Genomic DNA, 14,156 nt, shown 5'->3' with positions numbered 1-14,156 from the left:
TGAAAGCCCCACTGGGGCTTTCTGTTAATTTTGTTACTACCTAGTTCTTGTCTAGATCATTCAGGTGATCAAGTAAGTATTCGGTGTAGTAAAGCGGCATCACGATGTGCTCCTTCTCTGTTGCTGGAGAGCCTTGAGTACCTGTAAGTTTGATTGTCTTGTGGGGTTTGCACTTCTCGATGTAGGATTGCAATGATTTCGCACGGGTTCGCTTACCACTCTTTACTTCTACAGGCACAATTCGACCTAGGTCATCAGCGATAATGAACTCTATCTCTGCTCTTGCGTCTCCCCAAGAGAAACTTGGTTCAATACCTAGCGCAGCGATTTCCTGTTGAACATAGTTTTCGGCGACATATCCCTTGTATTCATAGCCTTGCTGTTTGATTTCACGGTAACCAGTACCGAGCATATGGTTCAATAGCCCGACATCAAAGAGAAATAGTTTAACTGTATTTTCCTTCTGATAAGCAGCTAAAGGAGAACGAGGCTGTCCTTCAATAGGATGGTTTTTTAAAGCAAGCCGACACTTGTGAAGCCATGTAATCGCACTTTCATATTCAGCATAGCGAGACTTGCGTTCGTGAACTCCCTTGAACTTAAACCGTTTAACGGAGTCGTCGAATACCGAAGATAGTTGAGCGGGAATGCTTCGAAATACAGATTCGATTAGCTGTGCGTCCACTTTTCCAGAGTACTTTCCGAAATCACGCATGTAGCCCTCAATTAAGTTCCTATGGACTTCAGATACGGCTTCAATGCGTTCAATAATACTGAGTTCTGAGTTTTCGAACCATGAGTTTACGGCTTCAGGCATGCCGCCAACAAAATAATAATCGGTCAGTAGTTCGATTAATTTTGTATGAGCAGCTGAAGAGTTCAGCTTTTGGTCAAATGCTTTGTGAAGTGCTTTTTCTCCAGATGCCCACAAGAATTCCCTGAAAGTCAGTGGCCTTAAGTTGTGCTGCTCAACTTTTCCAACGGGAAAGGACGTGAGCAATCCGATATTTGAACCACTGGCCGCAACATAAGCTTTGGGAGCCTTTTCTGCAAAGTACTTAAGAGAGGTGACCGCTCTTGGACATTCACCAATTTCATCTAAAATAAGGAGATCTGTCGATGGTTCGAAGATTTCTCCTGTTAAGAGTTCAATGTTGGTGATGATGTCATCAGGGTTTAGAGAGCCTGAAAAGGCTTCCATTAACTCAGGGCTTTCTAGAAAATCGATTCTTAGGACATTTTCGAATGTACTTCCTAATAGTTCCTGCAATAGGAATGTTTTACCAGTTTGTCTAGCACCGTCAATCAGCAAAGGCTTCCTTGTCGGCTTGTCTTTCCAGGTGAGTAGGTTTTCAAGTAGTGTTCGTTTCATCTAGCCACCTCAGTTAAAGTGCTTATCTGGTCAATTGTTTATTACATAAAAATGCGCAATAAAATGCAAGCATTAACATTTAAATGCGCATAAAAATGTATTAAATAACACTTTTATGCGCGTAAAAGTGTTATGTGTGTATTTGTGAGAATGATAGTGTTGGGATTGTGAAGGGAGGTGATGAATCTATGCATCATTTCTGATTGGTTGCTTGGCAAGGTGATCAATTATCGCAGCGAGAAAGCCCTAACGGACTTTCAGATGCCGAAGTTTCTTGCTGTCTAGCTCTTATAGGTAATAAGCTTTATTAGTAAGTAATCCACTAGTTAATAAGCTGACAGAACCCTTGGGGTTAGAAATGAATGTGGTACTACCGTCAGCGATCACTTTCTCTACAGCATCATGTTGATGCCCTGCAACCCAATACCTAGCTCTTGAGATCAACTCATTACTCAACCCTGCATGATAATACGGAGCATAATCGCTGCTGGCATTTTGCTCGAAAGCAAAAGCTTCTTTAGATGGAAGGTGGTGAGATATTGCTATATCAACTTTCTCTGGAAAGTTGTTAATGAATGCTTTGTGCTGCTCTTCAATCATTTGATGGCTGATGTACTTTGTATCATTCATCAGTTCTGAGTACGCATCAATCAGTGTAGACGAGTATGTGTGAATAGGAAACCAAAGAGTTCCCCCATAAATGCTATATCCATCTAAATCAATTGACTCATTATTCAAAAAGAACAGGTTTTCAGTTGTATCACTATGAGCCTTAAGCTTGGCTAGTACGGAACCCCTAGAATCTTTGAGAACGTCAGAGTTAGCACTAGATTTGCACCCAACGGACGTACTTCTATGGCGGTAGGATTTACTCTTATTGCTATACCATTCATGGTTTCCTGCAATCATTATCACAGTCTTAAAGTGGCGGCAAAGTACATTCTTCACATACGCCATGCCTAAGAGGCCGTTCGCTGTGTCACCTGCAACGACTAAAGTGGCTTCGTTATCGAAGCTATACCAGAAATCACGGCGTATTCCGTGAATGTCGAGATGCAGATCGGAAACAACGTAAAACTTCAAACTATCATGACCTTGGAGTTGATTGACTTCTCCATGGTACAGGGGTTTTTTAGATTAGAGAAGTGAGCACATACGCTAAGTGCTTTAACATCAGTAGCTTAAAGTGAAACCTCCATGGAAGACAATGATTGGACGCTTTGTTTGATTTTTCGGCACTAAGATTTAGACACTAACTTTTAGTGTCTAAATCTTAGTGGTTTATAACTGTCTGAAATTAATCGTTTTTATTGTAAACAGTTAAGATTTTTTGCTGAGGAAACTTCTCAGAGGCTGGCGAGAGTGTAATTGTGCTACAGCCGTGTGTACGGCAGGCATTTTTATGAGCGAGGCTGATATGAAGAACGAGGCTAAGGCTACAAGAAGTGATAACGAGCAAGCCGAATCAAAGGATAGTAAGGTTACGCTAAATGGACTTCTTGACTTGCTTGATCACGCTATCTTTACCAATACTGATAAGCTAGTTGAAGTAACTGAAGCCCTCAAAATAGAACTGGAAGAGATCATCGATGGCTATCAAGTTGGCCTAGACGGAAAGTATCAAGAACAATCACCATTCGAGTCTGCACTGCATGAAGCTGTGCTACCCAAGCGGCATGCGCCGCAGTAACGAGTGTTCGGTATCATGCAAGATAGCCTTCTTGCAGTGTATTCTCTAATTCTTTGCCGAGAATAATCTCAAAGTCAGTAAATACAGCAATAGGGCGGCAAGCGTTGCCTTTTTCCTCTAACTGGATGAATCCTTTTGATGATAAGTCGTCGAGAGTTCGTGAGAGTTCGCGGATATGATGACCGCTAATCTCCGCAAGCTCAGCTAGACTTTCAGGCTTTTCTCTATTGATCAGCAGCATTAGTTCGATATTCTCATTACACAGTAGCTTTGAGGCTTCATTTAGTGACGTGAACCAAAGCGTCGGTAGATGCTTGTTATGGCTAATGTTGCCTGCGGCCACACTAATCATATGCCTACGAATGAGATCTTCCGATGCAACCCCAATGCGAGCTTTCATGGGTATCCTTCTCAGAATGAAGTAACGGAACCCTAGTGTATACGACGCTGTTCTGAAAGAAAAAGTGGATAGTTATATTCGCTATGCGAATGGACGCCATTTTCATGACAGAGAGGTCAAGAGAAACAACGATATCTGAATAGCCACCGACTTTATAGACATGCTTCGGTTAGACTCGTTTACTTGGTTTTATACAATTCAACTTATCCGAAGTGCACGATTTTGATCACAGATTTTGAGCACCAACTATAACTCGTTTGTGCCCGTGCGACCTGAAGTCGTATGAAGCGTTGTTCACCGCTTTATGAGTGAACCCTCTGTATCACCAGATGAACCTATGAGCCTGAATAAAGCAGCGGCTCAGACAATGTAACGAAGAGCGGGAATATCCCGTTCGGGATTTGAATCGTGAGAAGAAGATCCTCCTGATAACCACAAATCGGGTGAGTGCTAGGTAGTCAGTATGATGAACGTAAGTGAATCCATTTAAGGTGCGTTATACGATGAAGCAGCGGAAGTGGTTATTACGCTGTAGCCAAAAAGACAATGGGAGTCGGAAAGAGATTGGGCAATGCTCTTTCGTGATCGATACGCTCCCCGCACTAGAGTGGGCATCTAACCTGACATTTTACGTAACGTACGGAACAGGGTAAGCCTGTATCACTCCCTAAGGGAAAGCCTTTGTGGCCGATAGTGATGCAGGTAGAGGAGGTCGGAAAAAGCGAAAGTTGCATTGTAATGATGCAGATACAGGCTCATGCCTGATCACGAAAGTGAGCCCACTTCCGACTGGTCTCCCTTTGCGAGAGAATTTGAAGAACTTTATTTAAGGAGAAAAGCAAATGATGATCTCGAAAGAGATTAGTGCATCTTCTGACGGTGCTCAGTGGCAGTCTATTGACTGGAAATCCGCTGAAGCGCACGTATTAAAGCTTCAAATGCGTATCGCAAAAGCAACGAGAGAAAAGAAATACGGTAAGGTGAAATCCTTACAGTGGCTCTTGACTCATTCTCGCTCTGCTAAATTTTTGGCAGTTAAGCGAGTCTCTCAAAACAAAGGCAGTAAAACGCCTGGAATAGATGGTGTCATCTGGAACACAGATGCACGCCGTATGAAAGCGGTTAATCAACTGAGTCGCAAGACTTACAAAGCAAAACCACTCAAACGGATCTACATCCCTAAAAAGAATGGCAAACTCAGACCTCTAGGTATTCCGTGTATGATAGATAGAGCGCAACAAGCGCTCCACCTGCTTGCACTAGAGCCTGTTTCTGAAACACTAGCCGACCTCAATAGTTATGGTTTCAGACCAAACCGCAGCACCGCTGATGCCATTAGTCAGTGCTTTATATGTTTGGCACAGAAGAAATCAGCAAAATGGGTTCTTGAGGGCGATATTAAAGCTTGCTTCGATAAAATCGGGCATCAATGGCTTATGGAAAATATCACCGTAGATAAACGTATGTTAGAGCAATGGCTGAAGTCTGGCTTTGTGGATAAAGGCCTGTTCTACGACACCGATGAGGGTACACCACAAGGAGGGATAATATCTCCAACCTTGATGCTAATGACCCTTGCAGGACTAGAGCAACGCGTAAAATCCACAGCACTGACAAAAGGAGCTAAAGCCAATTTCATTGGTTACGCTGATGATTTCGTGGTCACTTGCTCTTCAAAGGAAGTGCTAGTGAGCGATATCAAACCGTTGATTGCTGACTTTCTGGCTGAAAGAGGGTTAACCCTATCCGAAGAGAAAACGAAGATTACTCATATTGATGATGGTTTTGACTTTCTGGGCTTCAACCATAGGAAGTACAAAGGGAAATTGCTCATTAAACCGAGCAAGTTCAACACACTGTTATTTTTGAGAAATTTACGTGAGCTTATCAAAAAGCACGCAACTATCCCCGTTAATGATCTTATCAAACTGATAAATCCAAAACTCAGAGGATGGGCGAATTACTACCGCCACTGCGTTGCTAAACAAGTATTCGGGTATGTAGACCACAAACTATTCCAAGCACTATGGCACTGGGCAGTTAGACGTCATCCAACCAAGTCTAAAGACTGGGTTGTTCATAAGTATTTTCTCAATCGAAAAGGCCAATGGCAATTTCATGGTTGGCAGAAAATCATGAACATGGATTGTCAGTTCAATCTGTTCCAAATTGCGAAAGTGCCAATAGAACGACACGTGAAAATCCGAAGTGCCGCAATCCCTTATGACCCCGACTATCAAGAATACTTGGCTAAGCGGAAGTCAAAAAGACAAGCACGTAACTCTTGGATTGAACCTGTTCCAACTGCTTTGTGAGTTGCTGGGTATCAAACGATGCCTTAGTGGAGGCTTGAGCCCAGTGCAGTGAAAGTTGCACGCTGGGTTCTTAGGGAGACGGCACTTGGTAACAAGTGTCGTCCACCCGACCTTTCCTTGCCAGCCGCGCTTAACCTCACAAATCATAATGAGGTGATTTGACCTACTTTTTCTTATCTATGTAATGTCTAGGGAAGTGGGTGCTTACAATAACGACTATAGGAAAGCTATGGCTAATGAAAGAATTAAATACATTTCAGAGTGTTAACGAGCGAGATGTTGACCTATTAGTGCTAGAGGAGCTTAATGTTTCCGACTCATTTGCTCAATGGTTTGTTTGTCGTGTTCGAGAAGAAATAACCTCAGTGAAAACGCTCGGTGCTTGGCACTCTGTCGTAGATACTAACCTAGGCGAGTCAGACTTAGTTTATATCTATCAATCAGATGACTTATCTTCACAAGCAATACTTATTGAAAATAAGATTGATGCTTCAGCTCAGGCTCAACAAGGAGAGAGATACAGGCTTAGGGGTAACAGAGGTTTAGAAGATGGTCTTTGGCAAGATTTTAGAACATGTATCATTGCCCCAAAGGCATATATTGCTCGAAATGCGGAGCCGTACGACGCTGCCATTTCATATGAAGAAATAATGGTTTACCTTGCTGCCCAAGGTGATAAGCGAGGACTCTATAAGGCGCAGACATTAAGAGATGCTATTGAGAAAAACAGAAGGGGTTACGTTGCGACGGTTTGCCCCAAAACAACAGAATTTGCACAAAAATACTTAGCTTATGTCTCAGAACATTTTCCTCAATTGAATCCCGAGCAATCAAAACCCCGAGCTAATGGGCACGACTGGATTCATTTCTACCCCGATCCAATAAATAAAAAAATACGAATCATTCACCAGATCTACGGCAAAGTCATCAAGTTGCAGTTTCTAGGCCAAGCAGACAGTTTTGATGATATCAAAAGTCAATTTGAAGGTTTGGAACGTAGTGGATATCGAATCATAAAGTCGGGAAAATCAGTAAACATAGAAACACCATTACCTCAAATATCAATCGCAGAACAGAGTTTTGACTCAGTATTGGAAGAAATTAGTATCGCACTAAATAAAGCCCAGCAGTTGCATTCGTGGATGGTAAATCACCCTTCTGTGTGACGTTAAAGAAACGATGCTCAGGAAAACTTATATCTAGAGGCTTGCTGATGGGGCATGAAACACAGAAATGCCCCATTCCGTGCTGAAACCTATTGTTTACGTCAAGCCTAATATGCATCATTTGACTTAGTTTTCATTATGATTCTATAGTGCTGATTGTCGAATACTTGTTTAAGAAAAGGTCAACCTATGAGAGTACCGATAAAAGTAACCGAGCAAGGCGAGCACTACTTCGAGATCTCTGACGATTATCTAAAGGATCTCAATTGGTAGCAAGGTGACGAAATCATATGGACCGAAAATAAGGATGGTAGTTTTTCACTTATAAAGTCGAGCGATACCCCGCAGTAAACATCATTCTAGACAACGTGGGGTAATAATACATAGCTGCCGCCCAAATCGATTCAGATCAAATGTTTAGTTGATATATTCTAGCCAACCATGACTTCCCGCAAGAATCATTTATGATTGGGGCAGGGTCTAGGGCACACATTTGTCCAAGGCGATATCCTCCCTAAACGTACCGGCATAGTCGAGAAAGGAATTCGATGGCTCTTAAACCTAAACACACATTCAATAGTGCCCCAATTAAGGCTCAACGCATCTTCACCGACCGAGAGCTTCCGAGGGAGACATTCAGAAAGGCAATCCATAACTTTGACTCCACTGAGCATAGCGTCATTAATTTTTATGGTTTTGGCGGTATTGGCAAATCTCGATTGCTTAAAGAGCTCTCGAAAAGTGAATCTCTAACCAGTGACTGGTGCCATGTACGTATCGACATGGAAGACCCCGCTTATCAAGATTGCGCTTTTTGCCTCCGCTCATTGCGCCAAACCTTAGCCCAACAGTTTAAGCCCAAGCCGAGCTTTCGCTCCTTTGATTTTGCCTACCTGATCTATCTGCAAAAGGTAAACCCCGATATCACCATCAACGACCCTAGCCTAGAATATCTGCAAACCTCTGATCTGATGACAGACATCGCTCAAGCCATGGTCGAGACGCTAGAGGCACTACCAGTTGCTAGCGTAGTGACTAAGCTAGCCGTATTGGGCAAAAAAAGCGTGAACGTCCTAGAGCGCTGGTGGAGTTCGGCGGGCAGCCGTATCTTCACAGAGCTACCAAATCTAACTCCACAGCAAATCGCAGAGCGCCTGCCTATGATGCTGGCTGAAGACTTGAATGCTGCGTTAGATAAGGATGATGCACAAAAGCTGTGTGTCTTTATCGACTCATACGAGGCAATGTGGGACAACGCTTATCGTGAGGGGCACTTTTTTTCAGTCGATGAGTGGGTGCGTGAGTGGATTACCCATCATCCCAACGTGCTGTTTGTGATTGCTGGTCGAGACAAGCTGAGATGGTCAGAGTACCAGTCCGATTGGGCAGAGGTGTTGGATTCGCACATCCTCGAGTCACTCTCTGAAAACGATGCGCGCTATTTTTTGGAAAGCTGTGATATCCAAGATTCTGAAATCGTTGATGTTATCGTCGAGAACAGCAAGGGGGTTCCCTTTTACCTTGATGTCTCTGTTGATACCTATCAAAAAATTAAGTTCACTATATTACGAACCCCAACGCCGGATGATTTTCAGGGCAAGACTCAGAGAGAGATCTTAGATAGATTTATCCGCTACCTAGACCGAGCGGAGAGTGCAACCCTGAAAGTGCTGGCAAACTGTCGGCACTTCGATAGCCAACTTTTTCAATATATGATCCGGCAATACAATACCGGATACCCAGCTACCGAACTGGATAGGTTGACTCAGCACTCGTTTATCCAGACCTTGCCCGGACAGGCATTTTCGATCAATCCATTGATGAAGCGAGCCTTGCTCGACCATCAGTCTGATGAATCAAAAAACACCGCACTGACGTGCCTATTTTACTATTATGCCGACCAGATCAACGGCATCAATGGTGAGGCTCAGCTAGGCTACAAAAACTTCATCGAAGCCCAGCACTACCTTGAAAGTGCGCAGATCTCGGAGAAAGACCGAGAGGACTTCCTGCACCTGAGCGGTAAGCTGTACCAACAGCAGTGTCGTATGGATGAGGCGCTATCCGTGTTTGAAGACCTTGCCGCTATCGGCAGCTCTCCAGAGGCAATTGGGGAGGCGAAGGTGCAGATTGCTATGACGCTAAGGCAACATGGCCAGACGTCAAAAGCCCTTACCATCATCGATCCCCTCATTGAAGAGGCGCACCGTTCTCACCTTGAAATGATCCGCTGCCGCGCCATGACGCAACGTGGGCTTTGCTACCTTTCGTTAGGGTTAGAAACTCAAGACAGCGAGTATTTCCAAAAGAGCTATCAAGATTATCAAGAAGCACTGGTAATCGCCAAAGCGTTGGATAATACCGCTGAAACCATCTACATCAATCTATCAATGAGTACAGCGATGGAGTACCTAGGCCAGATCGATGAGTCGATTGAATTGCTACGCCAAACCAAGGCAATCGCAGCGCAAAATGATCTGCACCACTCCTACACCGATTGTCTAAATGGCCTTGCCCGTAAGCACTTGCTTAAGTGTGAGTATCAACAAGCCATTGAGCGAGCGGAGGAGGGGTTAGCATTGTGGCAGCGCAGTGGGTTCTACCGCGGCCAATTGGTAATGTATTGCCATATCTTAAATGCCCATGCGCAGCAACGTAGCGATATGAAGCACATCGAGAAAACACTCGCAAAGGCCGAGGAGGTATCTCTCCTCGTTACCGAGCAGGTGATCTGTGATATGTACGAGCAAGCTCGAAGCCATTGGGTAGATTCATTAGTTGCATCAGAGCTAACCCCCAGCTCTGATTAGAATGCCCATAAATTAGGTTTATAGAGTCAGAAGATAATACAGTTTGCAACGTTTCCTCTATCAGAGCGTTTGTCAGGGGTTATTTAACTGGCTATGGCAAACACACCTCTGCCCCAAAGCTAGCTAGATGCTATTGCATGTCTTATTAGTATATCTAACTTGAAATGTCATAATTACTATTTGAGCCACTTGTAGCACCATCCATCACTCATGAGCAATTTCCTGATTTTTGCTCTGTCATTAGCTTTAGCTCGCATATATATAGAGCGTATTTCTTGCTCATAAGAATCAGATTCAAAACCACGGTTAATCGCTTTTTGATACCACTCATGACCTTGGGAGATATCTCCACTCAACATTTTGCACGCACCAATCAAAGTGCATGGGCGGTAGTCCTGTAGAGTCAATTCATGAGCCTGTATGCCAAATTCGATAGCTTGTTCTAGCATATTTAAATCACGTTTAACACCGCCAGCCGTAGCAAGCAAAGCAGATTTTAACTTCTTATTTCCATTCGCAAATTTGAATGGAAAGTGCTTATTCACCAAGGTTAGGGCTGTTTTTGCCTTATCTGCTTTACGATAATCAGCAAGAGCATTAACCAAGTTCCACGGCTTATTGGTCGTATTCCATATTCGCTTGGAGTTCTCTGCGCGACGAAGGTAATACATGCTATTCACCTGATCATTCTCAAAGCCCTTCTGCTTAAGCCACAAGTAGTCGGCATCAGTGATCATACCTTTGTTGAGAGTCGTGAGAATATAAGCTGCTTTAGAGTGCCTACGAATCGAACTAATATTGAGTGAGGGGAAGTCGATGAATTGCTTATCATACTTAGCTCTAAGATCTGCAAACATCTTGTCAGACGCTATTTGCCGCTGTTTTAGCTTTTGTTCCTGTGCTTTTTGTTGCTCGATTCTTTGCTCTTGAGGAGTTTTTGTCGTGTTATATTTAGCGAGTTTTGACTCGATAAACTCTATATTCGTTGAAAACTCAGCACCTTCAACTGACTTACGTTTTTTCACACAAACCTTCAGGCTCAAGAACTCACTAAACACATCAGGGTGATCTTCAAGCAATGAATTCAAGATCGCTACATACTCTAAACCCATTGCACTTGTTATACAGTTGGCTTCATCGAGTAATGGTTTATCGAGCACGCTGCCATCTATAGCTTCAGATAAAAGCTTCAACCAAGCATGGTGAAGTGGGAATTGAACTCGATCAAACAGCCTAATTACTTTAGTGACCAACATAACGATTTAATCTCCATCCTCGTTTAAAGCACTGTCCATCATAAAGGGGCCATGCTAAACCGCACCACCAATTATAGCGGCTGAGTTTTTCGAATTTTCTATACTTGAAGTTATCCATACTCTACTAATTTAGTAAAGTCACTGAAACGAAATTGTCCAAATCTGAGCTAGCTCAAACGCCATTGAGGTAAGCTATTACACCTTGGTGTTGACAAATTACAAGTCTTGCCAGTTTTGAAATTTCATACGATCTTGTGAGGTTTTTGTTACCAGTACAAGTAGCTTGGTTCTAATTCCGACACATGCGTTGACGGTACCTCAAGAAAGTCGTCAATGCCATCAGAGGCTTCCAGAACAGGATTAGCATTTAACAACCCAGCTATGGAACAAAAGCAAGTTGTGGAGGCTACTGTAAGGCCATTGACACACTTATTATCCACCTGATACCTTACAGGCTAGGTTTGACGCCACCTAGACCTGACTCGTGGTCAAGGCGCTTTCTACTTAACTAATGAATCAGTGCTCATTGGGAATAGTGCGTGAGAGTCACATTGCATGTCTTTAGCCCAATAAACGAGGATTGATGTATGTCTAAAAAAAACAAGTATCCAGTTTACCCTTCACAGCTTAAACAGCTTAAAGAATCAGCTAAACAGTTCGCAGTTCTGATTTCTGATGAATCAGAAACTTCTCTAATTTCAGCTTTCAAGAGAAATGATTGGCTTTCTCACGCTTTAGGCCATAAAGGCCATAGTGGCCTCACCTTTTTCGCAAAGTCTTGTCATGCCTCCGATACTGCTGAAGAGCTATATTTGTTCTGTGATGATGATCAACTTCAAACTACGATTATTGACATTTTTTCTTCAAAGCTTCCTGATGTACCTAGAGAGGTTATCGAAAGTGCAGCATTTCAAATGAAAATGGGTGAGTATTTCAGAATGTTAAATACCCCGCATACAGAAGAAGAAAGCGAAGCTCTATCAAAACTTGGTGGTTACAGTATGGACGATACGTACTATGGATAGGCTTAGAGGGGATGGAGACGTCCCCTCTTTTCAATTAATCGGTGTATAGTATTACTCAGGGACAAAGCGCCATAGAACACCCGCTCTAAAATTCGCTCATCGCCCGTTAATGGCTGTACCTGTAGTGTGGTACAGCAATGTTAGAAGGGAGGTGCGTCCATCACATCAAAGCCACCATCATACACACCAAAGCCTACCTTCTAAAGGTAGTTTGGAAACACAAAGCAGTTTGGATTTAAAGAAATCTCTGTCTTAATCCATCGTTACTGAATTCTAAGAAGGAGCCTAAAGTGGAGGAATTTGTTCGGTATATTGATAAGCTAAACTCTGAAGACAGAATGAACTTGTTTCATGTAGTAAATGCCAGCCTTGGTAAAAAAGAGTGTGAGCTAACTCTATCTATCAAATCGTCAGAACCAGAGTTATCTAGCGATTGGTTGATTTCGCGCAGGGACAGCCTGAAGGTGAACATAGATAGAACGAAGCTGCCAGCCCATGAGATCACAATCAAATATGGGATAATACTAATCGGAAGCTCTTATATAACAGGCTCTTATTTTAAAGCTGTAAAGCTACACAGATCCCACATGTGATTGGTCAGCTCTCACACCGCTTGCAATGAGAGAAAATACTCGGATAGCCCTATCCGAAACTGTCGAGTCGAATTCGCCGCATTTTTGTAAATACTGCCTTTAGCGTCCAACTCCATAGCACTGCACTTTTTCCAGTAAGTTAGTTCCAGTTATTTAGTTAGCTGAAGCAGCTTTGTATTGGTCGTTAAGCTCTTTCATTATCTCTATGTCACCGCCTCTGTCAGGGTGATACGCAAGAGATAAGCTCTTGTATGCTTTTTTGAGTTGTTCTTCTGTCTTGAATGGAGTGAAGAAGTTGAAACCTTTGCTTGGTTCAGTAACCGTAACAGTTGTAGTAGGTCTATCCTTTAGCTCTTGCTTCAGGTCTACGACACTGGGTGATTTAGTCCACTCGGGGACAAAAGCGAGTTAGAACTACAAACTTAGAATGTGAAACATCTTAGACGATATAGCAGCACTTGAACCAGTGCCGCTAACAAAACAAGCGTAAGCTGAGACTACGCCAGGAACGTTATCCCCATCTACGCTCTGCAACAGTGGCTAAATCATATTCTGATTCATTATCTAAAAATCTCAATCTGCCAAAGTCTTTACACAATGTATCTATAAAAACACCACTTTCTAACACAGTCTCTAGAGGCACAGGAACTATTTTATCGTTGGGAACATTACTTAGGGCCAACTTATAACGTTCATAAGAATGACGTTCCTCGTCGCTCAAAGATGACTTCGATTTATGCTCAAAAACTCGGCCATACAGCCAGAATTTGATATTGCCGAGAGAAAACTCGATAAGTGGTTCTCCGAAGCTTGTTCCATCTTTTCTATCATCAGCCTTAAGCATCGAATGAACCGTTAGTACCAAAGCTACACTGTACGATTTACCAGTCACCTCAATTTCGGGATATCCAATCTCACATTTATGATCAGTATCAGATAATTCATACAACTTGTCTTTTCTAATTCTTGCGGCATCGATGCTTTCTTCCCGCAAATAAGGGTGAGAATGAGCGGTTCCTATATATTGGTACTGGTCTCCGAACACTTTCGCGATGTCTTTCTTAATCAAAAGAGATTCAGAGCTAAATTCAACTGAAGAGCGCTTTCGCTTTGCAGACGTCTCTACAGAGACATGATTTATCGTACATTTAAATGGATGTGTTTTGTTCACGTACCCCCAAAGGTGAGCGGCGGTTTCTACAGAAATACTCTTGCTGCCCTGATGTTTTACAGCATAAGCTTCTAAACTAGCCATGATTAGCTCAAATATCGCACTTTTGCTGACTGAAATTGTCGCGGTCATTTTTTCTTTGTTCCTTTTATTGACAATTATTTGCTTAATTTTGATTAGAGGTAAGACACACAAGAGTTATTGGGCGAACTCGGCATGTTCTTTCAGTTTGTTTTTATAGCGCTCATAAAGCGAATCCCATACATCTTCACTTACCATGCCTAGTGGTACGTATTCTTCAAAAATGACACCACTGTCGTCAGGGTAGGCAAGCTCGGTATAAGCATAACGTGGGCCA

At 42.9% G+C, this 14,156-nt stretch carries 10 protein-coding genes; 5 read left to right on the top strand and 5 right to left on the bottom strand.

Going from position 1 to position 14,156, the window contains the following annotated elements; genetic code table 11:
- Nucleotides 1–40 precede the first annotated feature (40 nt).
- Both ACWYVB_RS17435 and ACWYVB_RS17430 read right to left on the bottom strand, forming a co-directional pair.
- The gene (locus ACWYVB_RS17435; RefSeq protein WP_005392198.1) at nucleotides 41–1,372 is read right to left on the bottom strand and encodes an ATP-binding protein; all 1,332 of its coding nucleotides are present in this window, start codon (nucleotides 1,370–1,372) and stop codon (nucleotides 41–43) included.
- Nucleotides 1,373–1,660: 288 nt separating this feature from the next.
- Complete coding sequence (locus ACWYVB_RS17430; protein WP_005392197.1) at nucleotides 1,661–2,455, bottom strand: metallophosphoesterase; 795 nt, start codon at nucleotides 2,453–2,455, stop codon at nucleotides 1,661–1,663.
- A gap of 319 nt (nucleotides 2,456–2,774) precedes the next feature.
- Here ACWYVB_RS17430 and ACWYVB_RS17425 point away from each other — a divergent pair, with 319 nt between their 5' ends.
- Nucleotides 2,775–3,062 carry a hypothetical protein gene (locus ACWYVB_RS17425; RefSeq protein WP_234702564.1) on the top strand — a complete coding sequence of 96 codons (288 nt, stop codon included), beginning with the start codon at nucleotides 2,775–2,777 and terminating at the stop codon, nucleotides 3,060–3,062.
- 13 nt (nucleotides 3,063–3,075) lie between these two features.
- On the opposite strand, the gene ACWYVB_RS17420 is transcribed toward ACWYVB_RS17425, so the two are convergent.
- A complete protein-coding gene (locus ACWYVB_RS17420; protein ID WP_005392195.1) occupies nucleotides 3,076–3,462 on the bottom strand; it encodes an HVO_A0114 family putative DNA-binding protein in 387 nt (128 codons plus the stop codon).
- Nucleotides 3,463–4,304: 842 nt separating this feature from the next.
- Between ACWYVB_RS17420 and ltrA the strand changes: the two genes are divergently transcribed.
- From ltrA to ACWYVB_RS17405, 3 genes are all read left to right on the top strand, one after another.
- Nucleotides 4,305–5,777: a group II intron reverse transcriptase/maturase gene (gene ltrA, locus ACWYVB_RS17415; protein ID WP_457529573.1), complete on the top strand. Its 1,473-nt coding sequence runs from the start codon at nucleotides 4,305–4,307 to the stop codon at nucleotides 5,775–5,777.
- Between the two features lie 236 nt (nucleotides 5,778–6,013).
- Complete coding sequence (locus tag ACWYVB_RS17410; protein ID WP_065274219.1) at nucleotides 6,014–6,943, top strand: PD-(D/E)XK nuclease superfamily protein; 930 nt, start codon at nucleotides 6,014–6,016, stop codon at nucleotides 6,941–6,943.
- A gap of 548 nt (nucleotides 6,944–7,491) precedes the next feature.
- Nucleotides 7,492–9,753, top strand: coding sequence for a tetratricopeptide repeat protein (locus ACWYVB_RS17405; RefSeq protein ID WP_258512553.1), 2,262 nt, complete (start codon nucleotides 7,492–7,494; stop codon nucleotides 9,751–9,753).
- A gap of 176 nt (nucleotides 9,754–9,929) precedes the next feature.
- Here ACWYVB_RS17405 and ACWYVB_RS17400 read toward each other — a convergent pair whose 3' ends face one another.
- Entirely contained in the window at nucleotides 9,930–11,009 is a 1,080-nt protein-coding gene (locus tag ACWYVB_RS17400) for a hypothetical protein (RefSeq protein WP_457529571.1), read from the bottom strand.
- 587 nt (nucleotides 11,010–11,596) lie between these two features.
- On the opposite strand from ACWYVB_RS17400, the gene ACWYVB_RS17395 reads away from it, so the two are divergent.
- Nucleotides 11,597–12,034 carry a hypothetical protein gene (locus tag ACWYVB_RS17395; protein WP_046225200.1) on the top strand — a complete coding sequence of 146 codons (438 nt, stop codon included), beginning with the start codon at nucleotides 11,597–11,599 and terminating at the stop codon, nucleotides 12,032–12,034.
- Nucleotides 12,035–13,138: 1,104 nt separating this feature from the next.
- Here ACWYVB_RS17395 and ACWYVB_RS17390 read toward each other — a convergent pair.
- Nucleotides 13,139–13,930, bottom strand: coding sequence for a hypothetical protein (locus tag ACWYVB_RS17390; protein ID WP_457529568.1), 792 nt, complete (start codon nucleotides 13,928–13,930; stop codon nucleotides 13,139–13,141).
- Nucleotides 13,931–14,156: the final 226 nt, after the last annotated feature.

Source organism: Vibrio sp. JZG10 (assembly GCF_054064075.1).
The sequence above is the reverse complement of the archived record's forward strand: the minus strand, read 5'-3'. Positions and strand labels throughout refer to the sequence as shown.

Bases quoted from the DNA above. Each gene is read 5' to 3' on its own strand.
- ACWYVB_RS17435 (WP_005392198.1), bottom strand. From the start codon at position 1,372: ATGAAACGAACACTACTTGAAAACCTACTCACCTGGAAAGACAAGCCG.
- ACWYVB_RS17425 (WP_234702564.1), top strand. From the start codon at position 2,775: ATGAGCGAGGCTGATATGAAGAACGAGGCTAAGGCTACAAGAAGTGAT.
- ACWYVB_RS17420 (WP_005392195.1), bottom strand. From the start codon at position 3,462: ATGAAAGCTCGCATTGGGGTTGCATCGGAAGATCTCATTCGTAGGCAT.
- ltrA (WP_457529573.1), top strand. From the start codon at position 4,305: ATGATGATCTCGAAAGAGATTAGTGCATCTTCTGACGGTGCTCAGTGG.
- ACWYVB_RS17410 (WP_065274219.1), top strand. From the start codon at position 6,014: ATGAAAGAATTAAATACATTTCAGAGTGTTAACGAGCGAGATGTTGAC.
- ACWYVB_RS17405 (WP_258512553.1), top strand. From the start codon at position 7,492: ATGGCTCTTAAACCTAAACACACATTCAATAGTGCCCCAATTAAGGCT.
- ACWYVB_RS17400 (WP_457529571.1), bottom strand. From the start codon at position 11,009: ATGTTGGTCACTAAAGTAATTAGGCTGTTTGATCGAGTTCAATTCCCA.
- ACWYVB_RS17395 (WP_046225200.1), top strand. From the start codon at position 11,597: ATGTCTAAAAAAAACAAGTATCCAGTTTACCCTTCACAGCTTAAACAG.
- ACWYVB_RS17390 (WP_457529568.1), bottom strand. From the start codon at position 13,930: ATGACCGCGACAATTTCAGTCAGCAAAAGTGCGATATTTGAGCTAATC.